Source organism: Bacteroides sp. B1-V-101 (assembly GCF_023656585.1).
GTDB classification, from domain to species: Bacteria; Bacteroidota; Bacteroidia; order Bacteroidales; family Bacteroidaceae; genus Bacteroides; species Bacteroides thetaiotaomicron.
In genome coordinates this window covers 191,950-217,287 of the sequence record NZ_JAMOKH010000004.1, presented here as the reverse complement: position 1 = coordinate 217,287, position 25,338 = coordinate 191,950, and the positions used below count along the sequence as shown (strand labels likewise).

Annotated in this window: 18 protein-coding genes; 8 read left to right on the top strand and 10 right to left on the bottom strand. The window is 46.9% G+C overall.

Annotation, left to right across the window (positions count from 1 at the left end; all coding sequences use genetic code 11):
* Positions 1-156: 156 nt before the first annotated feature.
* Positions 157-1,104: a tyrosine-type recombinase/integrase gene (locus tag NBH01_RS05500; RefSeq protein WP_117860394.1), complete on the bottom strand. Its 948-nt coding sequence runs from the start codon at positions 1,102-1,104 to the stop codon at positions 157-159.
* Between the two features lie 230 nt (positions 1,105-1,334).
* On the opposite strand from NBH01_RS05500, the gene NBH01_RS05495 reads away from it, so the two are divergent.
* Positions 1,335-2,063, top strand: coding sequence for a hypothetical protein (locus tag NBH01_RS05495; RefSeq protein WP_008761146.1), 729 nt, complete (start codon positions 1,335-1,337; stop codon positions 2,061-2,063).
* 474 nt (positions 2,064-2,537) lie between these two features.
* On the opposite strand, the gene NBH01_RS05490 is transcribed toward NBH01_RS05495, so the two are convergent.
* From NBH01_RS05490 to NBH01_RS05475, 4 genes are read right to left on the bottom strand one after another with little or no spacing between them, the layout of a single operon-like run.
* A complete protein-coding gene (locus tag NBH01_RS05490; RefSeq protein ID WP_234140867.1) occupies positions 2,538-3,146 on the bottom strand; it encodes a TetR/AcrR family transcriptional regulator in 609 nt (202 codons plus the stop codon).
* A gap of 9 nt (positions 3,147-3,155) precedes the next feature.
* Positions 3,156-4,523, bottom strand: a complete 1,368-nt coding sequence (locus NBH01_RS05485; RefSeq protein ID WP_054960338.1) for a TolC family protein — start codon at positions 4,521-4,523, stop codon at positions 3,156-3,158.
* Between the two features lie 6 nt (positions 4,524-4,529).
* On the bottom strand, positions 4,530-7,727 hold the full coding sequence (locus tag NBH01_RS05480; protein WP_250700026.1) for an efflux RND transporter permease subunit: 3,198 nt from the start codon (positions 7,725-7,727) through the stop codon (positions 4,530-4,532).
* An 18-nt stretch (positions 7,728-7,745) separates the two neighbouring features.
* Complete coding sequence (locus NBH01_RS05475; RefSeq protein WP_081109807.1) at positions 7,746-8,888, bottom strand: efflux RND transporter periplasmic adaptor subunit; 1,143 nt, start codon at positions 8,886-8,888, stop codon at positions 7,746-7,748.
* Positions 8,889-9,042: 154 nt separating this feature from the next.
* On the opposite strand from NBH01_RS05475, the gene NBH01_RS05470 reads away from it, so the two are divergent.
* From NBH01_RS05470 to NBH01_RS05455, 4 genes are all read left to right on the top strand, one after another.
* Positions 9,043-9,891, top strand: a complete 849-nt coding sequence (locus NBH01_RS05470; protein WP_008766292.1) for a helix-turn-helix domain-containing protein — start codon at positions 9,043-9,045, stop codon at positions 9,889-9,891.
* A gap of 189 nt (positions 9,892-10,080) precedes the next feature.
* Positions 10,081-12,372: an NADP-dependent malic enzyme gene (locus NBH01_RS05465; RefSeq protein ID WP_008766293.1), complete on the top strand. Its 2,292-nt coding sequence runs from the start codon at positions 10,081-10,083 to the stop codon at positions 12,370-12,372.
* Positions 12,369-12,545 carry a hypothetical protein gene (locus tag NBH01_RS05460; protein WP_008761139.1) on the top strand — a complete coding sequence of 59 codons (177 nt, stop codon included), beginning with the start codon at positions 12,369-12,371 and terminating at the stop codon, positions 12,543-12,545. Before NBH01_RS05465 ends, NBH01_RS05460 begins: the two co-directional genes overlap by 4 nt.
* Positions 12,546-12,709: 164 nt before the next feature.
* Positions 12,710-14,044 (top strand): NADP-specific glutamate dehydrogenase, encoded by a 1,335-nt coding sequence (locus tag NBH01_RS05455; RefSeq protein ID WP_008766295.1) that lies wholly within the window; start codon positions 12,710-12,712, stop codon positions 14,042-14,044.
* A gap of 173 nt (positions 14,045-14,217) precedes the next feature.
* On the opposite strand, the gene NBH01_RS05450 is transcribed toward NBH01_RS05455, so the two are convergent.
* Positions 14,218-17,190 carry a PEP/pyruvate-binding domain-containing protein gene (locus tag NBH01_RS05450; protein WP_008761136.1) on the bottom strand — a complete coding sequence of 991 codons (2,973 nt, stop codon included), beginning with the start codon at positions 17,188-17,190 and terminating at the stop codon, positions 14,218-14,220.
* Positions 17,191-17,520: 330 nt separating this feature from the next.
* Between NBH01_RS05450 and gdhA the strand changes: the two genes are divergently transcribed.
* Both gdhA and NBH01_RS05440 read left to right on the top strand, forming a co-directional pair.
* Complete coding sequence (gene gdhA / locus NBH01_RS05445) at positions 17,521-18,858, top strand: NADP-specific glutamate dehydrogenase (protein WP_113748882.1); 1,338 nt, start codon at positions 17,521-17,523, stop codon at positions 18,856-18,858.
* Between the two features lie 152 nt (positions 18,859-19,010).
* Complete coding sequence (locus NBH01_RS05440) at positions 19,011-20,174, top strand: M24 family metallopeptidase (RefSeq protein ID WP_008766347.1); 1,164 nt, start codon at positions 19,011-19,013, stop codon at positions 20,172-20,174.
* A gap of 256 nt (positions 20,175-20,430) precedes the next feature.
* Here the strand turns inward: NBH01_RS05440 and NBH01_RS05435 are convergent, their stop codons facing one another.
* Positions 20,431-21,864 carry a CCA tRNA nucleotidyltransferase gene (locus NBH01_RS05435; protein ID WP_162303110.1) on the bottom strand — a complete coding sequence of 478 codons (1,434 nt, stop codon included), beginning with the start codon at positions 21,862-21,864 and terminating at the stop codon, positions 20,431-20,433.
* 300 nt (positions 21,865-22,164) lie between these two features.
* Between NBH01_RS05435 and NBH01_RS05430 the strand changes: the two genes are divergently transcribed.
* Positions 22,165-23,004 (top strand): outer membrane protein assembly factor BamD, encoded by an 840-nt coding sequence (locus tag NBH01_RS05430; RefSeq protein ID WP_008761132.1) that lies wholly within the window; start codon positions 22,165-22,167, stop codon positions 23,002-23,004.
* 369 nt (positions 23,005-23,373) lie between these two features.
* Here NBH01_RS05430 and NBH01_RS05425 read toward each other — a convergent pair whose 3' ends face one another.
* The 3 genes from NBH01_RS05425 to ruvA form a co-directional block, all read right to left on the bottom strand.
* On the bottom strand, positions 23,374-23,511 hold the full coding sequence (locus NBH01_RS05425) for a hypothetical protein (protein ID WP_008766350.1): 138 nt from the start codon (positions 23,509-23,511) through the stop codon (positions 23,374-23,376).
* Positions 23,512-23,525: 14 nt separating this feature from the next.
* Entirely contained in the window at positions 23,526-24,515 is a 990-nt protein-coding gene (locus NBH01_RS05420; RefSeq protein WP_008761131.1) for a DUF3843 family protein, read from the bottom strand.
* Between the two features lie 61 nt (positions 24,516-24,576).
* Positions 24,577-25,182 (bottom strand): Holliday junction branch migration protein RuvA, encoded by a 606-nt coding sequence (gene ruvA, locus NBH01_RS05415; protein WP_008766351.1) that lies wholly within the window; start codon positions 25,180-25,182, stop codon positions 24,577-24,579.
* Positions 25,183-25,338: the final 156 nt, after the last annotated feature.

Below are 25,338 nucleotides of genomic sequence, written 5' to 3'. Positions count from 1 at the left end.
TGGTGTGTTCTTCACAAAAAATCCGCAGTTTTGTTTGGTGTATTTCCTTTTTTTAGTAGTTTATCAGAAAAAATATCTTTTTTGTTTGCATGTTTTCCAAAATATGTTCATCTTTGCAGCGTATTATCTCCCCGTTACCTACAAAGTAACAGTTCTCTAATTCAAGAACTTACCTGCACTATAGACCTTCTTTAAGGAAGAAATAACCGCTACATTCGCTTCATCAATTTTCTTATTCTTGAAAGGTTTCAGATACGTTTCCGTCACGGTGATGGAAGAATGCCCCATCGCTTCGGAAATAACACCGGGATGTACCTCACAATAGTATGCCATCGTAGCCCAGGTATGACGGGCAGTGTACGAGCTTACTTCAGATGTCAATCCCAAAACCTGTTTCAAAATCATTAACTGATAATTAAAGTTGCGCAATGCCAGCTGATATTCCTTGTAAGCAGCTTCCGTTCCCTCTCCACTGGTGATCAGCGAAAAAAGATAGGGAGAAGCAGGATCGGTATTCATATACCGTTTGATCAGCTTCATAGCTTCCGGTACAAGAGTCACTGTTAATAACCTGCCGGTTTTTCGACGGCGGTAAGTCATTACATTCCCATCGATATCATGCTTTTTCAGATAGGCAAGATCCACAAAAGGAATCCCACGAAGTAAAAACATTAAAAAGAAAAGACCACGAGTACGCTGTAGTTCCTTGTTGTCCTGACACAGCTGTTTCGGAAGTTCCTTCATCAGACGCTCCATGTCTTCCTTATCCAGCGCACGTTTCCTGTCCGCGCGCGTTCCTGTATAGACATACCGGAAGTGATGAGGCACATAAGGCGCAAGATGGCGGTCGACCGCACGGTTATACACTGCACGCAACGTACGCATATAAGTGGAAACTGTATTCCAGCTACAGTTCCTGCCACGCAGATACGATTCGAAACTTTTAAGAAACTCCTGACTTACTTTCCGGAAAGGAAGCTTATCACTTCCATGAAAGGCAAGGATTGCACTCATACTGCTCCTGTAAATATGGGCGGTCCCATAATTCCCACTTTCCCGCAACCCATCGGCTACTTCCTTCATAAACGAAATTAAATTCCCCATTTTCTACTGATTTAAATAATACTCAAAAGATACGTTCGTAGAGAAAGCCGTTCCCTTACCCACTCTGCTTTCCCCAGTGTTCTTTGTTTTTCTATTCTCTAAATACTAAGAAGACAAAGATAGAAATAAATTTGTTCAGTGACCGAGCCGTTTCATAAATCTGTTTTATAAAGGAAAATAAGTGACTTATACTTATTTTTCATACTTTTGTATGCAACAAAGAAATAAACATGGAACAATCGAAGAATAAACGTGCACGCCGTACCCGCGCCGAACTGGAAGCGGACGTGTTTGATGCCATCCGTCAGTTAGCAAGTGAAAAAGGTCTGGCGCAAATTACCTTTACGGATATTATGCAAAGAGCCGACATACAAATGTCCGTCCTGCTCAATAACTATAAGAATATTGAGCGGTTGCTGGATAAGTACGCATACATCTCTGATTATTGGCTGCACGATCTTTTCGATGAAGAGCACCCTACAGACAAAGCCAACGAGGACATCATGAAAAGCACCTTAAAGGCTTTGGCAAATTACTTATATGACAATACCGATATGCAGCACTTGCTAGTGTGGGAACTCGAAGCAGACAATTCGACCACAAGACGTATGGCACGAAGCAGGGAAAAGCATTACAAAGTGGCTATAGAAGAATACAAAAATTTGTTTGAAGGAACGGGTATCCCAATTGATATAATAGCGGGACTTCTTACTGCCGGAACATACTACCTGATATTACACCGTAAGCGTTCCACATTTTTTAGTGTGGATTATCAGCGGAAGGAAAATCGGGAACGCTTGTACAGTACACTTGAATATCTTTCCGGTCTGGTGTTCTCCGCGCTTAAAGAGCACAACCAAACCATAGAGATAGCCCGTAATTTCAAGCAGAAAGGTATAGCGGATGATGTGATAGCAGAATGCACGGGTTTGTCTGTCGATGTGGTGAAAGGGCTTTAGATTGATCATTTGTCAAGTTTTCATACGGAGACAAAGGATAGCCCAGCCGCTTTTACCAAACAAGCGGGAAACTACATTATTAGAGATTGAGCGTTTGAGGCAGTCATAAAATAGCAGGCATAAGACAGATACTGCTATACTGCTATCCGATTAATACATAGCATGATACAAGTTGCTATATTCTCAAAGTATTCTCATGCCTTTGAGAAAAAATTCTCACCACAGTGAGAAAAAGTTCTCATGCCTTTGAGAATTATTTCTCAATGCGATGAGAAAATGTTCTCAAAGGCATGAGAATAAAAGCGTTTATACTAACCTGCCAACGGTTAACTGCCTTTCTGCTTATCTCCGGGTTTAATTGACAAGATTTAAAAAGCAACTTAATATATCACATGATCGGGAATTTCAGAGAATAACTCATTTCAAACAAATAAAAAGGCGTGCCTGCTTAAAAAGCAATACACGCCCTTCCTTTCATACACAAACATTAAATTTATCCAGTTTCAGGTGTTCGTCAATATACCGAATGCCGTCCACCTCAAAAAGCCCTCGTAAGAGAGTATGGTTCAGCGTCCGCTGAACAACATACGGAGTACCTTGCAGGCAACTCTGATAAATAACCTCCTGCAAATCTGCCGCAAAGCGATCCGGATCGACTCCCGGAAGCAGGTAACCACAGATTTTGCAATGCGTCAGTACGTCGATAAACTGCTGCAACCAGAAGGCCTCTTCCCGTTTGAAGGAAGCGCTGTAATCTTCGTTCGCGGCGATATCCAGCAATAAAGTCTTTCCTAACGAATGCAATAGCGTGAGATACCCGTTCACTGTGGCAAAAAGCACCTGCATACACGAACTGTCCATCCGCATCTGACTTTGTTTCAGACGACTTCTGATCCCGTTGGTGAAATCAGAAAGACAGATGCGGAACAGACAAGTCTTACTGGAGAACAGCTTGTAAAGCGTACGCTTCGACATCTTCATCCCCTTGGCTATGTCATCCATGGTCAGTCCGTCAGCACCGTGCAGATACATCTCGTGTTTGGTGTATTCGATTATCTGACACCGTACTTTTTCAGGATTCATACTATCCTCCTACATCCGGCCTCCGCCCAAAGCCTGATACAGTGTAATCACGCCCTGGATTTCGGTAAAGCGATTGGCTACCTGTGAAAGTCTGGCGTTCAGCAATGTCTGCTGTGCGGTCAGTACTTCCAGATAAGTAGTATTATTACTATGTTCCATCAACAGACTAGTGCTTCTGGCAGCAGTCTGCAAAGAGGTGATCTGCTTATCGTAGAAAGCGGATTTCTCACGGGCCGTCTGATATTGCACCAGTGCCTCGTTTACTTCCACACCTGCGTTCAGCAATGTCTGTTCAAAGCTGAGGCGGGCTTCTTCCTGCTGTGCCTTCGCTATTTTCAGCTGGGCGATATTCACTCCCTTGTTAAATAAAGGTTGCGTCAGTGAAGCTACGGCAGAAGCAACGAATTTGCCCGGATTGATAATCATGCTACCGGCACTGTTTGTCCATCCGGCACTCCCGCTCAGCGTGATGGAAGGATAGAAAGCAGCACGGGCAGCATTCGTCGTATAGAATGCCTGCGCTAAAGAGAACTCCGCGCTACGTACATCCGGACGGTTGGAAAGCATCTGCAAAGGAATCCCTACGGAGAAGTCTTCCGGCAACTGCTGGTTTTCCAGTTTGCCGCGTTGTATCTTGTGAGGTGTTTCCGCCAGCAACAAAGCCATTGAGTTCTCCGTCTGATTGATTTGTTCTTTCAGGTCGAGCACTGCCGTACATATATTATAATAGGTGGCTTCCGTCTGAGCCAGTCCGGCTTCGGTCATCATACCGGCCTTCTTCATGGCACGGGCTGTCCGCACGCTCTCTTTCCATGCCGCTTCGGTGGACACGGAAATCTCATATTGAGCGTCGAGCATCAACAAGGTATAATAAGTATTTGCCACGGCAGACACCAATTGCGTCTTCACCGCCTGTTCATACTCCTTGCTCTGCTCATAGGCCGCTTTTGCCCGACGTTTGGCCGTGGTCACCTTTCCGAAGATATCCAGTTCCCACGAGGCAGTCACCGGCAATGAGTAGGTCTGAGTCGCTTTGCCACGGTCGAAGCTGCTCACAGCTCCTTCCGGTGCGAGAAACAAAGAGGGCAGATAAGAAAGCTTGGACGTCAGCAACGAAGCCTCCGCTTCTTTCACACGGAGATGCGCTGTCTGCATATCCGTATTCCGTACCAAAGCCGAATCGATCAAATTCTGCAAATACGAGTCAGTAAAGACCTCTCTCCACGAGAGATTACCGAAGTTCGCCGTATCGGCGGAAGCGACGGTTTCGCTTCCATAAAGTCCTTCGGGGACTTCCGATACAGGTTTGTATTTATTGTAGATACCGCAACTGCTCAACACGAGCGTTGCTGCGGATAAGATTAATATTTTCTTCATCATCAATTATTTTTTTCCTGCTTTAGATTTTTCTTCTTCACTCACCTTGATTTCTTCCTCGATCTGCCAGTCTTCCGTAGGTCTGCTCTGCACCGGGCGTAAGCGTTCCTGCAACCACTGGAAAGCGATAAACAAAGTAGGCACGATGAAAAGTAATGCCAGCGTACCGATCGTCATACCACCGACTACACCCGTACCCAGCGAACGGTTACCATTGGCTCCTACACCACTGGACAACATCAATGGGAACAGACCGAAGATCATCGTCAATGCTGTCATCAGAATCGGACGCAGACGGGCTTTGGCTGCACTTACCGCAGAAGCGATCAGTCCCATGCCTGCCTTACGGCGTTCGGCAGCGTATTCGGTCAACAGGATGGCTGTCTTTGCCAACAGACCGATCAACATAATCAAACCTGTCTGCAAGTAAATGTTATTCTCCAGTCCGAACATCCATGCGAAGAGGAAACTTCCCATCAATCCGCAAGGCACACTCAGAAGCACGGCGAACGGAATGATAAAGCTCTCGTACAATACACTCAGAATCAGATAAATCATCAGGAAGCAGATACCAAAGATGATCATAGTCGTACCGCTTTGCTGATTTTCCTCACGGGTGATGCCTCCGTAATCATAGCCATATCCCTTGGGAAGAGCCTGTACGGCTGTTTCCTGTACGGCCTTGATAGCATCTCCCGTACTATATCCGTCTGCCGGCATCGCATTCACGGCGATGGAATTGTACATATTGAAACGGCTCAGCGACTCTGCGCCGTAGCTGCGTGTCAACGTTACGAACTGGCTCAGCGGAGCCATCTCTCCGTTCGACATACGTACGAAAGCATTGTCCAGTGAAGTTTCGTCCAGACGGAATTGCGGGTCTGCCTGAATCATGACTCTGTATACTTTAGAGAAACGGTTGAAGTTGGACACATACTGACCGCCATAATAACCGGACAGTGTGCTCAATACCGCATCCGGTGTAATGCCTGCGCGTTTACACTTGGCTGCATCCACCTCTACCGTCCACTGCGGATAGCGCACGTCGAACGTAGAATATGCCATCGCAATTTCCGGACGCTGGTTCAATGCTCCCAGATATTGCTGGGTAGTGGTAAAGAATTCGTTGATATCACCGCCCATCTTATCCTGCATATGGAGTTCCAGCGCATTACCCATACCGTAACCCGGAATCATACCCGGCGAAATAGCGAAGACACTGGCATCCTTGATATCGGCCGTACGACCGTACACCTGACCGATGACTGCCTGCACATTATCCTCATCATTCGGACGTTCGTCCCACGACTTCAATTTCAGAATCAACATACCGAACGAGCTTCCCTGTCCTGCCAGCAATCCGTAGCCGGCCACTTTCTGCACGTGCTTAATCTGCGGAATATCCATCAGACGCTTTTCGATGCGTTCCATCACTTCGTCGGTCGTAGTCAGCGAACTACCGGCCGCCGTACTTACATTGACGAATACCACACCCTGGTCTTCGTCCGGCACCAGACTGGTCTTTGTTGTGTTCATCAGGAATACAAGCAACACTACAGAGCAAACGAGCAGCGACCATGCCAGCCATCTGCGTTTGATAAAGATCAGTACCACATTCTTGTATTTCTCTATCAGAATATCGAAAGCCGAGTTGAATGCTTTACGGAAACGTGCCGCAAAGTTATTCTTCTGCGTACCGTCTTCATTGATATAAGGCTTCAACAGCAACGCACATAATGCCGGACTCAGCGTCAACGCATTAATAGCGGAAATACCAACGGCAACCGCCATCGTCAGACCAAACTGGGTATAGAACGTACCGGAAGTACCGCCCATGAAGGATACCGGAATAAATACTGCCATAAACACCAGCGAAGAGGTGATAACAGCATTACTGATACCTTTCATTGCATCGATACTTGCCATATAGGACGACCTGTATCCTACGTCGAAGCGTGCCTGCACCGCCTCGACGACAATAATGGCGTCGTCCACCACCGTACCAATGACGAGCACGAGCGCAAACAGCGTGAGCAGATTGATACTGAATCCTGCCACCGCCATGAAAGCAAACGTACCGATGAGCGAAACAATGACTCCCACCAAAGGAATCAGCGTAGAACGAAAGTCCTGCAAGAACACATATACCACCAGAATCACCAGGATAATCGCCTCGATCAACGTCTTCACCACCTCATGGATAGAAGCGAACAGGAAGTCGTTCGAGCTCATCATCTGTGTCAGTTCCACTCCTTTCGGGAGGTCTTTACGGGCTTCTTCAAGGAATTTATCAATGTTCTGGTTTACTTCGGTCGCATTGGAGCCCGCCGTCTGAAACACCATGCACGAAACGCCCGGATGACCGTCCATTCCACCGTGATAAGCATAGCTATCCTGTCCCAACTGTATCTCGGCGATGTCTTTCAACTTCAGGACCTCACCATTGTCCGTAGAACGAATGACAATATCTCCAAATTCTTCCGGAGTGATCAGACGTCCTTTATATTTCATTGTATACTGATAGGTTTCGTTCGAGTTTTCACCGAATGAACCGGTGGCCGATTCGATATTCTGTTCGGCAAGCACACCGGTGATATCCGATGGAATCAGTTTGTACTGGGCCATCACGTCCGGCTTCATCCATACACGCATGCTATATTCACCTCCCATAATCATCAGGTCGCCTACACCCGAGATACGCAGAATCTCCGGTTTCAGATTGATACTGATATAGTTGGAAAGGAAGTTTTCATCGTAGCTATCGTCCGGACTGGAAAGCGAGAACATCTGCAGGATACTTGTCTGACGTTTGGAAGTAGTCACACCGACCTGCGTTACTTCTGCCGGAAGCTGTCCCGTCGCTCTCGACACGCGGTTCTGTACGTTGACCGCTGCCATGTCCGGGTCTGTTCCCTGCTTGAAGTACACGGTGATACTCACTGTACCAGCATTGGTGGCGCTGGAAGTCATGTAAGTCATGTCTTCCACACCATTGATCGCTTCTTCCAAAGGAGCAATCACACTCTTCTGCAAAGTTTCCGCACTGGCGCCATAATAGGTGGTACTCACCATAATGGTCGGCGGAGCAATATCGGGATATTGTTCGACGGGCAGACTGAACAGCCCGATGATACCCACAACGACAATCGTAATAGAGATGACTGCCGATAATACGGGGCGTTCAATAAAGGTTCTTAAATTCATGGATGATTCCTCCTTTGTTTAATTTTCAGTAGTTGTCGTAGATGCCTGGGCAGTCTTTGCCTTAATCGGAGTACCTTCACGAAGCAATCCTACGCCTTCCGCCACAATCACATCGCCCGGAGCCAGTCCTTCATCCACGATAAATTCGCGGCCGCCGTTCACACGGGTCACCTGCACCAAGGCAGATTGCGCTTTGCCGTCTACTACCTTATATACATATCTCTTATCCTGTATTTCGAACGTAGCTCCCTGCGGAATCACCAAAGCTCCCGTTTTCTGTACCGGAATCACTACGTTACCCGCACCGCCGCTGTGCAGCAGTCCGTCCTTATTAGGGAAAACGGCACGCAGGCTGACAGTACCCGTCGAACGGTCAATGACTCCGCTGATAGACTCGATCTGTCCCTGTTCGGGATAAGCCGATTTATCGTTCAGCTGCAAGTCGATGGCAGGCATACTTTTCAGCGCCTCGTCTTTAGAGCCATACTGGCGAATCAATCCCAGCAACTGGTTTTCCGTCATTGAGAAGTAGACGTACATGTCCGAATTGTCGGAAACGGTGGTCAGCGGTTCGGGAATGCTGGAACTCACCAACGCACCTACGCGATAAGGCAATGTACCTACCACTCCGTCTGCCGGACTCTTCACTACCGTATAAGAAAGGTTATTACGGGCGCTCACTTCTTGTGCCTTGGCCTGTGCCAGTTGGGCTTTGGCAGCCAGAAGAGAATTTTTTGCCGTACTCAGATCGAAAGCGGAAACTACATTCTCCTTATACAGTTCCTCTTTGCTGTCGTAAGTCAGCTGTGCCGTTGCCAGAGACGCTTTGGCTGACTCTACATTCGCCACTGCCGTCTGCAGGGCTGCCTCATACGGCACTTGGTCGATGATGAACAGCGTCTGTCCGCTCTTCACCCGCTGTCCTTCGGTGACACTGACTTTTGTCAGCGTACCGCCTACCTGTGGATAAATATCGATGTCCTGACGTCCGCGGATGGTCGCCGAATAGGCACTCGAAATCATCCGGTCGGTCGGAGAAACGGTCATTACTTCATATCCTGTTTCCATTTGTGTGGGTGGAGCTTGCTTACAACCTACAGCAGCAACCAGACAACCGAGCAACAATAGCCCTTGCTTCATTTTACATACCTTTTTACTCATTGTGTTACCTATTAAAATTTTTGATCGCGGCAAAGGTAGACTCTTTTCACCACAGAAAACTGGTCATAGTGTTTAGAGTTTTGTTCATTTTCGGAACAATATGAGCGATATTTAGTGAAAAAGTCCTATTTTTGCCCACTAAATAAGAATAGTTATGATACAGAGAAACTCTACCCTTGCCGTTCTCCGGGAATCATTTGTTGCCGGAAGCGATGAGAATTTGTCACCTATCATGCATCACCTCTGGAAAATGGAAGGGGGTGCCATCTATTTCTGCCGCAGTGGATGGGCACACGTCACCATCGATCTGAAAGAGTACGAAATCGTCAAAAACACTCAGGTGGTACTGCTGCCGGGAAGCATTATCCGTATCAATGGCAGCAGCAGTGACTTCACAGCCTCCTTTTTCGGATTTCCCAAAGATATGTTTCGGGAAGCCTGCCTGCGGTTAGAACCGACCTTTTTCCGCTTTATGAAGGAAAGACCGTGCTATGTGCTTCCCGATAAGGATACCGGAGCAATCAACGGATTGATACAGGCGGCAACTGCTATTTATAATGATCGCGAGAACCGCTTCCGCAACCAGATAGCCAAGAATCATCTCCAATCCTTCATGCTGGATATTTACGATAAATGCTACCGCTACTTCGACAAACAGGAAATAGAAGGGGGAAGCCGGCAGGACGAAATCTTCAAGAAGTTTGTCGCATTGGTGCACGAAAACTGCATTTCACAACGGGAAGTTAACTTCTACGCCAACGAGCTTTGTATTTCGACCAAATACCTGACAGGCATCTGCCGCAGTGTGACCGGAGATTCTGCCAAAAAGATCATTGATGATTTCGCCATTCTAGAGATCAAAGTACTGCTTCAGTCTACGGAGCTGACAATGCAGGATATAGCCGACCGGCTCGGTTTCCCGGACCAGTCGTATTTAGGAAGATATTTCAAACGGCATGAAGGAATGTCGCCTAGAGAATATCAAAACAGATATGTTATATAGCAATCAGAAAAAAGAAATAACCATTATACATTAAGGAGTACAGAGACCCGGATAGCAACCATAAGTTTGTGCAAAATCAGTCATTTTGCTATAAAATTAATAGAAATTATCATCTAAAGACAACAATGTATAACTTTTATTCCTACATTTGCAGCCAAATGATAACTTATTAATAAAAATACCAATACCATGGCTAAAATAACCAAAGAAGCCGCTTTGCTCTACCATTCGCAGGGCAAACCCGGTAAGATCGAGGTAGTTCCTACCAAACCTTACAGTACACAAACTGATTTATCACTTGCATACTCTCCCGGCGTGGCAGAGCCTTGCCTCGAAATAGAGAAGAATCCGCAGGACGCTTACAAATACACAGCCAAAGGCAACCTGGTAGCTGTTATTTCTAACGGTACAGCCGTACTCGGACTGGGTGACATAGGCGCACTGAGCGGCAAACCGGTGATGGAAGGCAAAGGTCTGCTTTTCAAAATCTACGCAGGAATCGACGTGTTCGATATCGAAGTGGACGAGAAAGACCCGGAGAAATTCATCGCTGCCGTAAAAGCAATCGCTCCTACTTTCGGCGGTATCAATCTGGAAGACATCAAAGCTCCCGAATGTTTCGAAATCGAACGCCGTCTGAAAGAAGAACTTGACATCCCTGTGATGCACGACGATCAGCACGGAACCGCTATCATCTCCAGCGCCGGACTGGTAAATGCCCTGCAAGTGGCCGGAAAGAAAATAGAGGATGTGAAAATCGTCGTAAACGGTGCCGGAGCATCTGCCGTATCCTGTACCAAATTATATGTATCACTGGGGGCACGCCTCGAAAATATCGTCATGCTGGACAGCAAAGGCGTTATCAGCAAGACACGTACCGACCTCAACGAACAGAAGAGATATTTTGCCACCGACCGCACGGATATCCACACACTGGAAGAAGCGATCAAAGGCGCTGATGTATTCCTCGGCTTGTCCAAAGGTAACGTACTGAGTCAGGACATGGTGCGCAGCATGGCTCCCATGCCGATCGTATTCGCACTGGCAAACCCGACACCGGAAATCTCTTACGAAGATGCAATGAGCGCCCGCCCCGACGTACTGATGGCAACCGGACGTTCCGACTATCCGAACCAGATCAACAACGTAATCGGCTTCCCGTACATCTTCCGCGGCGCACTCGATACACAGGCCAAAGCGATCAACGAAGAAATGAAAATCGCAGCAGTACATGCTATCGCCAATCTGGCAAAACAGCCTGTACCTGATGTAGTGAACACAGCATACCACGTCAACAACCTCTCTTTCGGTCCGGAATACTTCATCCCGAAACCGGTAGACCCGCGCCTCATCACCGAAGTTTCCTGTGCCGTAGCCAAAGCAGCCATGGAAAGCGGAGTGGCACGCACGGAAATCAAAGACTGGGACGCTTACTGCGTGCATCTGCGCGAACTGATGGGATACGAATCCAAACTGACCCGCCAGCTTTATGACACCGCCCGCCGCAACCCACAACGTGTCGTATTCGCCGAAGGCATCCATCCCAACATGCTGAAAGCCGCCGTCGAAGCAAAAGCCGAAGGCATCTGCCATCCTATCTTATTAGGAAACGACGAAGCAATCGGCAAACTGGCCGAAGAACTCGACCTGAGCCTGGAAGGCATCGAAATCGTCAATCTCCGCCATCCGGACGAGTCGGAACGCCGCGAACGCTACTCACGCATCCTTGCCGAAAAACGTGCCCGCGAAGGCTTTACCTACGAAGAAGCCAACGACAAGATGTTCGAACGCAACTACTTCGGTATGATGATGGTAGAAACCGGAGATGCAGACGCATTTATCACCGGACTCTACACCAGATACAGCAACACCATCAAAGTTGCCAAAGAAGTAATCGGCATCCAGCCCGGATTCAACCATTTCGGAACGATGCACATTCTTAATTCAAAGAAGGGTACCTACTTCCTGGCAGATACGCTGATCAACCGTCATCCGGATACGGAAACTCTGATTGACATCGCCAAACTGGCTGACAAGACAGTCCGTTTCTTCAACCATACACCGGTCATCTCGATGTTGTCGTACTCCAACTTCGGCGCCGATACCTCCGGCAGCCCTGTCAAAGTGCACGGAGCAGTGAACTATATGCAGAAGGAATATCCGGAACTCGCCATCGACGGTGAAATGCAGGTGAACTTTGCCATGAACCGCGAACTGCGTGACGCCAAGTATCCGTTCACCCGCCTGAAAGGTAAAGACGTGAATACGCTGATCTTCCCGAACCTGAGCTCCGCCAACGCAGGATACAAACTGCTGCAGGCAATGGACCCCGATACGGAATTCATCGGCCCTATCCAGATGGGACTGAACAAGCCTATCCATTTCACTGACTTTGAAAGTTCTGTCCGCGACATCGTGAACATCACAGCCGTAGCCGTGATCGACGCCATCGTAGTGAAGAAGAAAAACGAAAGCCGATGAGAAGACCGTTATCAAAATCACAAATAGTTTGCGTCAGCCTGCTTTGGCTGGCGCTTTGCTATTTAGTTCTCACAAAAGCCGAACGTATTGACGGTATGACGATAGTAATGCTTGTCATTTCGGCAGCGTTAGTCTTTATTCCTGTCTATAAGTCGATGAAAAAGAATAAATAAATATCTTTTTTCTGAGTTTTAATGCAATAAAATATCAAATTTGATGTTTTATTGCATTTTTCTTTATAAAATGTTTGCTAGTTCAATTTTTATCTTTACTTTTGCAACCGCATAAAAGAAATAGGTAATCGAAATTTAATCAACCAATAAAAGAAAAAAAGATTATGAATGCAGCAAAGGTATTAGACGATCTGAAAAGACGGTTCCCCAATGAACCGGAGTATCATCAGGCAGTAGAAGAAGTACTTTCTACTATTGAAGAAGAATACAACAAACACCCGGAGTTTGACAAAGCAAACTTAATCGAACGCTTGTGTATTCCTGATAGAGTATTTCAGTTCCGTGTAACTTGGATGGACGACAAAGGTAATATTCAGACAAACATGGGTTACCGTGTTCAGCACAACAACGCTATCGGCCCGTACAAAGGCGGTATCCGTTTCCACGCATCTGTAAACCTTTCCATCCTGAAATTCCTTGCCTTTGAGCAGACATTCAAAAACTCACTGACTACGCTGCCTATGGGTGGTGGTAAGGGTGGTTCCGACTTCTCTCCACGTGGTAAGTCAAACGCTGAAGTAATGCGTTTCGTACAGGCATTCATGCTGGAACTGTGGCGTCACATCGGTCCCGAAACTGACGTACCTGCAGGTGATATCGGTGTAGGTGGCCGCGAAGTAGGTTTCATGTTCGGTATGTACAAGAAGCTGGCTCACGAATTTACCGGCACATTCACTGGTAAAGGCCGCGAATTCGGTGGTTCACTGATTCGTCCGGAAGCTACCGGTTACGGTAACATCTACTTCCTGATGGAAATGCTGAAAACCAAAGGTACTGACCTGAAAGGTAAAGTTTGTCTTGTTTCCGGTTCGGGTAACGTAGCTCAATATACAATCGAAAAAGTAATCGAACTGGGTGGTAAAGTAGTTACTTGCTCCGACTCTGACGGTTACATCTACGATCCGGACGGTATCGACCGCGAAAAGCTGGATTACATCATGGAACTGAAGAACCTCTACCGTGGCCGTATCCGCGAATACGCAGAGAAATATGGTTGCAAATATGTAGAAGGAGCTAAACCTTGGGGTGAAAAATGCGATATCGCACTGCCTTCTGCCACTCAGAACGAATTGAACGGCGACCACGCCCGTCAGTTGGTAGCAAACGGCTGTATAGCTGTATCTGAGGGAGCAAACATGCCTTCTACTCCGGAAGCTATCAAAGTATTCCAAGACGCTAAGATTCTGTACGCTCCGGGTAAAGCAGCTAATGCAGGTGGTGTATCAGTATCAGGTCTTGAAATGACTCAGAACTCCATCAAGTTGAGCTGGAGCGCTGAAGAAGTAGACGAAAAGCTGAAGAGCATCATGAAGAATATCCACGAAGCCTGCGTTCAGTATGGTACTGAAGCCGACGGATATGTAAACTATGTGAAAGGTGCTAACGTAGCCGGATTCATGAAAGTTGCCAAAGCTATGATGGCTCAGGGTATCGTATAATCAGCAAGATATAAGAAAGCTATAGTCATTTTTAAGATAAAGGCTCCCGCCTTCCGAAAGGAAGAACGGGAGTTTTTTATGTTGTACCGCAGCAACTGTAGCAGTAAAATCAACGTAATAATATAAAGAGACTAAATGTCTTAAAAGTAAAAAACGATATACTATTTATCCTATCAGTCAATCCCCGGCATCAGAACAACACCGAGCTTCTTCTTACCATCCATCTTGACTACCATCGGCTTTTCGAAGCGAACATGACGCAGGAATTTCGTTTCTTCCACCGCAGGTTGGGCGTTGAGGAAATCCTGATTGTAGACTCCGTCATTCATAAAGGCATTGATCGTAAAATAGCCTACGCCGAACGAAGTGAGGTTCTGGAAGAAGTGAGTTCCCTGACTCGGATCTACACGATAATTGGTCAGTCCGGCCTCCACTATCACACGGGCGGCGGAGATATGCGGCCACTTCACCGGAATACCCAGCCATGTGTCACTGCTGCCCCAACGCCCCGGACCTACGAGCACATAATTCCTTCCTGCATTGAGGAATTGCAGGTTCATCTTCTCTATTTCCCAGGCAATGGCCTGATTGTTCGAAGCACTGTATCCATCCGTCTTGACATAGACGATATCATAAATTTCGTTCATGACGCCATGCCCCAATGAGTTATTGGAACGGAGCACCACGTCTTCATCCGGTATCAGCGTCAGGTCTTCGTCCAGCATTTCTTTGCTGTCCACAATCGGGCGGATTTGCAACAGGTAGAATGTACCCGTCTTATCTTGTTCACGGCTCAAGGTCGCGGCAAACTCAATCTCCACCGGGCGCCGCATTTCCTGTTCACCGTACTTCAAAACCAGTTGTAGGATGCGTGCCAGCGGGAATACATCGTGTTGAAGGATATTGGCAAACGTGATCACCTTGCGTCCACCGGGATACAAACCGTCACGGATCACCTGGTCATACGGATCGTAAGTAGAAGCGATATAGCGCAACGAACCGTCACTTTCGGCTTCCTTCACGTGAAGTTTCAACAGGTTAAAGCCATCGTCGATAGAGAAATCATGCCCTGCGTTTTTCAAGTCCAATGCGTAGAAACGGGTCTGTGTTTCTTTCAAGGCTATCTCCATTTCACTGGTTTGCAACACTTGATTCGGGTGATAAGGAGAGAAACGAAGTGTCATACCTCCGTCTACAATATATTTTCCTAATCCAAGAGCCAGATTCACCGTGCCTTCTTCGGCTTTTTCATCTCCCAAGGGGTAGTAATTGAGCGAACGTGCCACGCCGGACATAGACGGGTAGTAACGGTCTCCGTATTGATTTCCCACGACTTCCTGCAAGATGACTGCCATCTTTTCCTGGTCGATCACGTTCGATGTGGCCTGCATATAGGCTTTACTGTCTCTGAAGTAAACCGACGCATAGACTCCTTTGATCGCATCGGAAAGCATACGGAGCATTTCGTAACGGTCGTCCAGATAAGGAATCATATACGTATTGTATATTCCGGCAAACGGCTGATAATGTGAATCTTCCAACAAGGAAGAAGAACGAATGGCAATCGGGGACTTCACCACATCGAAGAAGGTGAAAAAGTCCTCTACCAACCGGTCGGGCAGTTTCGCCTTTAGGAAATATCGTAGAATCGTATCATCGTCGGCATCCGAAAGAGCGATTTGATAGAGATTATTGGTCTCCATAAACTCGTCGAAGACATCGGTACACAGTACCACTGTCTTAGGAATTGCCACCCGTGCATTTTCGAACTCTTCAAATTCGGGATAACGCTTCACCATATTATCAATGAAGGCAAGGCCACGGCCTTTTCCTCCCAGCGAACCGTCGCCGATACGGGCAAAGTTGGAGTAACGGTCGAAACGGTCACGTTTGAAGACGGCAACCACTCCCTGATTTTTCATCTTCCGGTACTTCACGATCGCCTCGAAGATAATCCGGCGGTGTGCATCTACGTCCTGAAGACTTGTCCACGTGATCGGCTTCAGAAACTCGGCTACCGGAAACATGGCACGCGAATAGAGCCAGCGCGAAACGTGATTCCGGCTGATATGGTACAAGAAAGACTCGGCAGGCACGGCAAACAGGATATTCTGCAACTCTTTCAGGTTCCGCACACGGGCAATCTCCTCTCCTGTCTCCGGATTGCGGAACACAAAGTCACCGAACCCGAAGTTATCGGAAACGATGCGCCGCAGGTCAACGTCCATCTTTTTAGAATTTTTATCGATAAAGCTGGCACCGTATTTGGCGGCATACGAAGAGTTTTCCGATTCGGAGGACTGGATAATCAACGGTACAAACGGATCGTTCTTGCGTATGGCGGCACAAAGCTTGATACCTGCCAGACCGTCTTTCTCGCCCCGTTCCACTTTCGGAAAACGGACGTCGGTAATGACTCCTAATATATTATTCTGGTATTTGCGATAGATTTCCATCGCTTCCTGATACGTACGCGCCAAAACGATTTTAGGACGCCCACGCATACGAAGCGTGCGCTGGTGCGCATTCAGAGCTTCGGTAGAAAATTCCTGGCTCTGCTTCAACACGAATTTATACAGGTTGGGAAGAATGGAAGAATAGAACCGGATGCCGTCTTCCACCAAAAGTATCATCTGCACGCCTACTTCCTGCACATCGTGTTCGAGGTTCATCTTATCTTCCATCAATTTGATAATAGAAACCAACAGGTCGGTATTGCCCAGCCAGCAGAATACGTATTCAAATGCGCTCAGGTCTTCGTTGATAATCCGCTTCGTAATACCGTGACTGAAAGGAGTCAGGATAACGATCGGAATATGTTCGTATTTCTCTTTAATATGCCGCCCGATATCAAAACTGTCATTGTCTCCCGTACTCGGCATACAGATCACCAGATCGAATGACATATTCTCCAACTGCGTCAATGCCTCCTCTTCCGTAGAAACCTGTGAGAAACGAGGCGGATAACGAAGTGACAAGGATGTATATTCATTAAATATCTTTTCGTCAATGCGTCCGTCATCTTCCAGCATGAAGGCGTCATACGGGTTGGCAATCAACAGAACATTGAAAATCCGCCGTGTCATCAAATTGGCGAATTGCGTATCTTTGAAGTAAAGCTGGTTTAATTTATACTTGCTGAGCATAGTCTCTTTCTATTTTTTATTCCATAATGAAATGATTCATAGTACAGTCTACTTGACGTTTACTCTGCAAAGTTAATTTTTTAAATCTCATTTGCTATCATCTTCTTTATAAAGTTGTAATAAGTATTAAGTATTAGGTATTAAGTATTAACCTGACGGTTCACAGCGCAGCCTAATACCTAATACTTAATACCTAATACTTACCACTATCATTTTATCATTATTTAATCAAAATATCACCATAAAATCAATCGCATTTGAAAAATTTTCCTATATTTGCAGTGTGAGCAGTTTACATTTTATCAGAACAACCTTTTAAAATATGATATCATGAACATCCAGAAAATCATGTCCTCTTTGGAGGCAAAGCACCCCGGTGAATTAGAGTATCTTCAAGCAGTAAAAGAAGTTCTTCTTTCGATCGAAGATATATACAATCAGCATCCCGAATTTGAAAAGGCCAAGATCATAGAAAGACTGGTAGAACCTGATCGTATCTTCACTTTCCGTGTCACTTGGGTAGACGATAAAGGGGAAGTTCAGACCAATCTCGGTTATCGTGTACAGTTCAACAATGCAATCGGCCCGTACAAAGGCGGTATCCGTTTCCATGCTTCCGTCAACCTCTCCATTTTGAAATTCCTCGGCTTCGAGCAGACATTCAAGAATGCGCTGACTACCCTTCCGATGGGTGGCGGCAAAGGCGGTTCGGACTTCTCACCCCGTGGCAAGAGCGATGCTGAAATCATGCGTTTCTGTCAGGCGTTTATGCTTGAATTGTGGCGCCATCTGGGACCGGACATGGATGTACCAGCCGGTGATATCGGTGTAGGCGGACGCGAAGTAGGTTATATGTTCGGTATGTACAAGAAGCTGACCCGCGAATTTACGGGAACCTTTACCGGAAAAGGACTGGAGTTCGGCGGTTCGCTGATTCGTCCGGAAGCTACCGGATTCGGCGGTTTGTACTTCGTTCATCAGATGTTGCAGGCAAAAAATATAGATATCAAAGGCAAGACAGTCGCTATCTCCGGCTTCGGTAACGTAGCTTGGGGCGCTGCCACCAAGGCGACCGAATTGGGTGCCAAAGTAATTACGATCTCCGGACCGGACGGATATATCTACGATCCGGACGGCATCAGCGGAGAAAAGATAGATTATATGCTCGAACTTCGGGCTTCGGGCAATGACATCGTTGCTCCTTACGCCGAGAAATATCCGGGTGCAACCTTCGTAGAGGGCAAGCGTCCGTGGGAAGTAAAAGCAGATATTGCACTTCCTTGCGCTACTCAGAACGAATTAAATGGAGAAGATGCACAAAATCTCATAAAAAATAACGTTCTTTGCATTGGAGAAATTTCCAACATGGGATGTACGCCGGAAGCAATCGACTTATTTATCGAAAAGAAAATAATGTATGCTCCGGGTAAGGCAGTCAACGCCGGTGGTGTTGCCACTTCCGGACTGGAAATGTCTCAGAACGCCATGCACCTGAGCTGGAGCGCTGCTGAAGTGGACGAAAAACTCCACGCCATCATGCACGGTATCCATGCACAATGCGTGAAATACGGCACAGAACCCGACGGATATATCAATTATGTGAAGGGAGCTAACATTGCCGGATTCATGAAAGTAGCTCACGCTATGATGGGACAAGGCGTTATTTAAAAGAGACTTTGTTTAGTTGTATTTGTATTTGTGGTTTGCGCTGCTCGCCTCCTGTGACAGGACGCGGGTAGCGCTATTTTTTTGAGATTAACATTATTTTCTTCAATGGAATTAATTATCTTTGTAGCATTATACAGTAATAACAATAAAAAATGCTACAACCCGAATTAAAACTCCGCCGCGACAAGATTCGCAGTCTGATGGTGTCACAGGGCATTGATGCCGCCCTCATTACTTGTAATGCAAATTTAATCTACACCTATGGCTGTGTAGTCAGCGGCTATCTTTATCTCCCTCTTCATTCACCGGCACTGCTGTTTTTCAAGCGGCCCAACAATATCACAGGCGAACACTCGTTCCCCATCCGCAAGCCGGAACAGATCGTCGATATTCTGAAAGAAAAAGGTCTGCCTTTGCCCACTAAACTGATGCTGGAAGGCGACGAACTTCCTTACACCGAATATGTTCGTCTGGCAGGTTTGTTCCCGGACGCTGAAGTCGTAAACGGGACACCGCTGATCCGTCAGGCACGCAGCGTGAAGACAGCTATCGAAATCGAAATGTTCCGTCGTTCGGGCATGGCACATGCCAAGGCATACGAACAGATTCCGTTCGCATATTACCCCGGAATGACAGATATCGAGTTCTCGATAGAAATCGAACGTCTGATGCGCCTTCAAGGTTGCCTCGGCATCTTCCGCGTGTTTGGACGCAGCATGGAAATCTTCATGGGAAGTGTGCTGACCGGAGATAATGCCGGTTATCCTTCTCCCTACGATTTTGCTTTAGGGGGTCGCGGACTCGATCCTGCCCTGCCCGGAGGCGCTGACAAGACTCCGCTGAAAGAAGGACAAAGTGTTATGGTCGATCTGGGAGGCAACTTCAACGGATATATGGGCGATATGAGCCGTGTGTTCTCTATCGGCAAATTGTCGGAAGAAGCATATACCGCTCACCAAGTTTGTCTGGATATCCAGGAAAAGATCGCTTCGATAGCCAGACCCGGCATTCCCTGCGAAATGCTGTATAACACTGCAATCGAAATGGTTACCCAAGCAGGTTTTGCCGATAAGTTTATGGGAACGGGACAACAAGCCAAGTTCATTGGTCACGGCATCGGACTTGAAATCAACGAAGCGCCTGTACTTGCTCCGCGCATCAAGCAGGAGCTGGAACCGGGCATGGTCTTTGCTCTCGAACCGAAAATCGTTCTTCCCGGTGTAGGCCCCGTAGGTATCGAAAACTCTTGGGTAGTGACAAACGAAGGAGTTGAGAAACTGACTAACTGCAACGAAGAAATTATAGAATTGTCATAAGGGACTGACTAAAAAGTCGGTTCTACCTCTATTGGGGCTGACTAAAAAGTCAATAGTATCTCGAATCTCCTCCTTCGGGAAGGAGGAGTACCCGTAGGGGGAGGTGGTAGGTGAATACATAACCCTGTCATTTACAGAGAAATAGGAACAAACATTATTTCTCCTACCACCTCGGTCTGCGACCACTCCTCCTTCCCGAAGGAGGAGAATAGAGATAGAATCGACTTTTTAGCCACTACAATTTGAACAAGAAAAGCTATTTTACAGGCTTCAGTCCCATCTTCGCCGCCCGTTCCAGCATAAAAGCATGGGCTGCCTCATACTCATTGGGGATAACTCCATCCAGAATAGCATCCTTTATCGCACTTTTCAAAGCACCGACTTCACGACAGGGCTGTAAGCCGAAAGTTTCCATGATCTCTTCTCCACTCACCGGAGGCTGGAAATTACGGACACGGTCTTTTTCTTCAAGGTCTTTCAACTTTTGGCGAACCAGCTGGAAGTTATTCAGGAAACGCTGCTTGCGCTCCATGTTTTTCGAAGTGATGTCCGCTTCGCAAAGTGTCATCAAGTCGTCGATATCATCCCCCGCCTCAAAAAGCAGACGGCGTACGGCAGAATCTGTCACTACATCATCCGCTATCACAATGGGACGCATGTGCAAGCTGACCATTTTCTGTACATACTTCATCTTCTCATTCATCGGCAACTTCATCTTCCGGAAAATATTCGGAATCATCTTCTCACCGATAAAATTATGATTATGGAACGTCCAGCCCGCTTTAGGCTCCCAACGTTTCGTTGCAGGCTTGGCGATATCGTGCAGCAAAGCTGCCCAACGCAACCAAAGATTATCCGTCTTTTTGCTGATATTGTCCAGCACTTCCAGCGTATGGTAAAAGTTATCCTTGTGCGACCGTCCGTTTCGTGTTTCTACTCCCTGCAAGGCAGCCAGTTCCGGAAAAATTAACGGAAGCAGTCCGCTTCGTTCCAGTTCTACAAAGCCTTTTGAAGGGATAGGCGAAAGAATGATCTTGTTCAGCTCATCCGCAATCCGTTCACGGGATATGATTTCAATCCGGTCTTTGTTACGGCAGAGCGATTCGAACGTATCGTCATCGATATAAAAATTCAGTTGCGTGGCAAAGCGAATGCAACGCATCATGCGCAGCGGGTCGTCACTGAACGTGATATCCGGATCGAGGGGTGTGCGGATGGTCTTTTCCTTCATGTCCGCCATGCCGCCAAACGGGTCAACCAGTTCGCCAAAGCGTGCTTTGTTCAGGCAGACAGCCATCGCGTTAATAGTAAAGTCACGGCGGTTCTGATCGTCCTCCAGTGTTCCGTCTTCCACGATGGGCTTCCGTGAATCCCGTTGATAGGATTCTTTGCGGGCACCTACAAATTCGACTTCCGTACCTTTATATTTCACTTGTGCCGTACCGAAATTCTTGAAAACAGAGACGTACGCACCACGCCCCAAGCGTTTTCCAAGTGCTTCCGCCATTGCGATCCCGCTGCCTACTACTACTACATCTATATCTTTGGAGGGACGTTGCAGAAAAATATCACGAACGTAACCGCCTACCACGTAACACTCCAGTCCGAGTGCGTCAGCGGTTTCGGCAATGTGTCCGAAGATCGGTTCGCTAAAATACTGTTTCAGTTCCTCTTGAGTCAACTCTATCATCTTTTTAATGCTTAACGACTGGCAACAGACAGTTAAATAGTTGATGAAAACACCGGTCGGGCGGTCCATAATCATCAAACACTTATTGCCAATACAAGTTTTGAGGGGGCAAAATTACAAAAATAAGGGATATATTTGTATTTTTGTCGCTATAAAGTAAACGATGAACGGGCGAGGAACGGTAAACGGCAAGTAACACGAACGGCAAACCGCAAGTAACGAACAGTTGGCGGTAAGTCGTGAACACTGCACGTCCCATCTCCATCGCAAATCGTCTAATAGTAAAATGTAAATGGTATGATGAAAAAACTGATTATCTTCTTTTGCGGCACGCTGGCACTGACAGCCTGCGGAAACGGCATCGAGAAAAAAGCCAATGAAAAACTGACGATTGCCCGTGCTGCCTACGAACGTGGCGACTACGAAGAAGCAAAGACACAAATCGACAGTATCAAGATTTTGTATCCCAAAGCATTCGAGGCCCGCAAAGCCGGTCAGGAATTGATGCTGGATGTGGAACTCAAGGCTCAACAAGAGATTCTGGCCTTTCTGGACAGTGCTCTCCAGGCAAAGCAAGCAGCGTTTGACGCCATCAAAGGCAAGTACACCCTGGAGAAAGATGCCGAATATCAGCAAGTGGGTAACTACATATGGCCTACACAAGCCATCGAGAAGAATCTCCATCGTTCCTTCCTTCGCTTCCAAGTGAGCGAGCAGGGAATTATGAGCATGACTTCCATTTATTGCGGAGCCGGCAATATCCATCATGTAGGCGTCAAAGTGATGACTCCCGACGGCAGTTTTGCCGAAACTCCGACTTCGAAGGACAGCTACGAAACATCGGATATGAACGAGAAAATAGAAAAAGCCGATTACAAATTGGGAGAAGACGGTAACGTGATCGAATTTCTGAACCTCAACAAGGACAAGAATATCCGTGTGGAATTTATCGGCGACCGTAGATACACAACGACGATGAGTCCGACCGACCGACAGGCAGTAGCAGGCGTTTACGAACTGTCGAAAATCCTTTCCGCCATGCAGCAAATCAAGAAAGAACAGGAAGACGCCAATCTGAAAATCGGATTTATCAATAAGAAAAAAGAACGGAAAGCGATGGAAGAAGCTGCCGAAGAATAAAGGTTCTTTCGGAGTAACGGCTTTCCGGAAAAGTGATAAAAGCGCTATCGGAGAAGAATAAATCAAGCAGTCCGAAAAGGATAAGTAAAAAACGGTAAGCGATGAAAATTTGTGTTTATCAGAGATAGCACATTTATTTTTTCATCGCTTACCGATTTTTATTTCAATTCAAGAGACTGTTCTCCGACTTATCATTAGGCACAAATAGTAATGATATTTCATTCCAACTTTAAAGAGACGCAGCATTGTTTTCTTGCTCGCACCCTTTTACCTTGGAGAAACGGCGTAAACCAGCATCCTAAAACGGCGTAGCCTGCCTACATAAAACGGCGTAGCCTGACAGGTAGAAAGGGCGCAGTCTCCAAAGGCTTATTTCACTCTCCTATTCAACTGATTATTAGCCTTCTCCACCTTTGACTTACCTATCCGTTTCCCCGTCCCTTTCTTTTTTCCGGCAGCAGGCTTCGCCTTTCCGGCGAACGGATTGTTACTTTTTTTGATTGGCATAACTTAACAAAGTATCATTCTCCTTCGTAATACTCACCCAAAAACCAGCGGGCAATAAAGTCCCAGTTTTCGTGCAGCAGCTCTTTTCCGTTCTCGAAAGGGAATTGCGCTTCCGGCAGCAGATCATGTTCCATGCCGTACTTCAGCAGATCGAACGGGCACAGCCCTTCCTCGCAGAAAAGTTCGTACGCTTCTTCCTCAGCCATTTCCGCATTATACAGCGGATTCCGTTTGTCGGCAAAGTAGCGGGCTACGTCCGGACCTATCAGCAAACCTTTCGGATTAGCGTACATCACGAAATCCGAAAACTCCTTCAAGTCGGGCAACAGAGCATCTTCCTCGTCCTCCCATTGCAGGGCCTGCACAAAGAACAGTTTCAAAGCCTCATACGAATCGAAGAACATCAACGGCTCGCCACCACTCGCTTTCAGAAAGCGTTCCACATTCACGGGCAACTGATCGCCCGGCGAGGCAACAGGCAAAGCAGTCCGCTGCTTCTCCATCAGCTCCGATTCCATCAGCCAGTCTCCGGCAAGTCCGTCGCTGATAGGCGCTTTCTCGAAAACATCCTCCAACTGCGCATAGATCACATCGGCAAACTCCAGCAAGTCCGCATCCAAGGGATTCTCCACACCGTCAAAGTCATCGCCTACCGGCGAATTAATTCCCCACAGCAAGAAAGCGATATCCTCTTTATTGATCTCGTCGGTGAGATAACCTTCCGACAATTCATAAAACGGCAGGTAACGTCCGTAATTCCTTTTATGCCAACGGATGAACTGGCGCCAGTTGCCTCCGTCCGTCACACAGTCTTCCAGATAAAGAGTCAGCATCAGAGTCACCTGATTCTGGCTTTCCTGTGTCTCCGACTTATATAAATAAGATTCGCTGACGACAGGCAATAAAAGATTGGCAAATTCAAGATACCAGTGATCCGTCGCCAACACCTTTGCACGGCCATGAAGATCCAGCCATGCTTTCATATAAATTTTCCCTTGTTTCATTATTATTCTGTTGCTTGTTTTAGTTTCTCCACGCCCTATTACCTATTACCTATTACCTATTTTACAGTCTTTTCAAAGCCAGTTTTATTACTTTCTCCACCGGAGCATCCGGTTCTTCCTTCAAGATAGCCAGTACCACTTTCTGCGAAGGCGCGGCGGCAAAGCCAAGCATGGTCAGAGCGGCTACCGCTTCCTCCTGCACTTCTACGCTGGCAGATTGCAGCAGCATTCCGGCAGAAGCGCTTCCTCCTGCCACGGTGGCTCCCATCGTCTTTATCTTGTCTTTCAGGTCGACAATGACACGCTGCGCTGTTTTCAGTCCGATCCCCTTCACCGTTTTCAGCAAATTCGCATTTTCGGTGCTGATCACATTCACCAGTTCGGCAGGCGAAAGGGCAGAGAGAATCATACGTGCCGTATTGCCTCCGATGCCCGACACGGAAATGAGCAGCAGGAAAATCTCCCGCTCCTGCTTGTCGGCAAATCCGTAGAGCACATACGCGTCCTCCCGAATAGCTTCATAGATATATAACTTACAGTTTTTCTTCCCCTGAATAGCCGAATAAGTATTCAGGGATATATTGGCGGCATAGCCTACCCCGTTACAGTCGATTACTGCGGTTGCCGGACTAAGTTCGGCAAGTTCGCCTCTTACATATTCTATCATAGTGTGAGCAAAGATAAGACAAATTCACCACAGATGAAAAGACTTTCGCAACATTTCCGCCTCGCAGTCAGAGGTGAAAAAATTAAAAATAATGCAGGCAGTAAACAAAACTTCCTAGTAATTTGTTTACTTTTGTGGCAGAATTAAAGAAAAATG

Excerpts from the sequence above, each read along its gene's own strand:
- NBH01_RS05480 (WP_250700026.1), bottom strand. The coding sequence starts at position 7,727 with ATGAATTTAAGAACCTTTATTGAACGCCCCGTATTATCGGCAGTCATC.
- NBH01_RS05435 (WP_162303110.1), bottom strand. The coding sequence starts at position 21,864 with ATGATAGAGTTGACTCAAGAGGAACTGAAACAGTATTTTAGCGAACCG.
- NBH01_RS05465 (WP_008766293.1), top strand. The coding sequence starts at position 10,081 with ATGGCTAAAATAACCAAAGAAGCCGCTTTGCTCTACCATTCGCAGGGC.
- NBH01_RS05440 (WP_008766347.1), top strand. The coding sequence starts at position 19,011 with ATGCTACAACCCGAATTAAAACTCCGCCGCGACAAGATTCGCAGTCTG.
- NBH01_RS05485 (WP_054960338.1), bottom strand. The coding sequence starts at position 4,523 with ATGAAGAAAATATTAATCTTATCCGCAGCAACGCTCGTGTTGAGCAGT.
- NBH01_RS05490 (WP_234140867.1), bottom strand. The coding sequence starts at position 3,146 with ATGAATCCTGAAAAAGTACGGTGTCAGATAATCGAATACACCAAACAC.
- NBH01_RS05475 (WP_081109807.1), bottom strand. The coding sequence starts at position 8,888 with ATGAGTAAAAAGGTATGTAAAATGAAGCAAGGGCTATTGTTGCTCGGT.
- NBH01_RS05500 (WP_117860394.1), bottom strand. The coding sequence starts at position 1,104 with ATGGGGAATTTAATTTCGTTTATGAAGGAAGTAGCCGATGGGTTGCGG.
- NBH01_RS05450 (WP_008761136.1), bottom strand. The coding sequence starts at position 17,190 with ATGCTCAGCAAGTATAAATTAAACCAGCTTTACTTCAAAGATACGCAA.
- NBH01_RS05495 (WP_008761146.1), top strand. The coding sequence starts at position 1,335 with ATGGAACAATCGAAGAATAAACGTGCACGCCGTACCCGCGCCGAACTG.
- NBH01_RS05460 (WP_008761139.1), top strand. The coding sequence starts at position 12,369 with ATGAGAAGACCGTTATCAAAATCACAAATAGTTTGCGTCAGCCTGCTT.
- NBH01_RS05420 (WP_008761131.1), bottom strand. The coding sequence starts at position 24,515 with ATGAAACAAGGGAAAATTTATATGAAAGCATGGCTGGATCTTCATGGC.
- ruvA (WP_008766351.1), bottom strand. The coding sequence starts at position 25,182 with ATGATAGAATATGTAAGAGGCGAACTTGCCGAACTTAGTCCGGCAACC.
- NBH01_RS05455 (WP_008766295.1), top strand. The coding sequence starts at position 12,710 with ATGAATGCAGCAAAGGTATTAGACGATCTGAAAAGACGGTTCCCCAAT.
- gdhA (WP_113748882.1), top strand. The coding sequence starts at position 17,521 with ATGAACATCCAGAAAATCATGTCCTCTTTGGAGGCAAAGCACCCCGGT.
- NBH01_RS05470 (WP_008766292.1), top strand. The coding sequence starts at position 9,043 with ATGATACAGAGAAACTCTACCCTTGCCGTTCTCCGGGAATCATTTGTT.
- NBH01_RS05425 (WP_008766350.1), bottom strand. The coding sequence starts at position 23,511 with ATGCCAATCAAAAAAAGTAACAATCCGTTCGCCGGAAAGGCGAAGCCT.
- NBH01_RS05430 (WP_008761132.1), top strand. The coding sequence starts at position 22,165 with ATGAAAAAACTGATTATCTTCTTTTGCGGCACGCTGGCACTGACAGCC.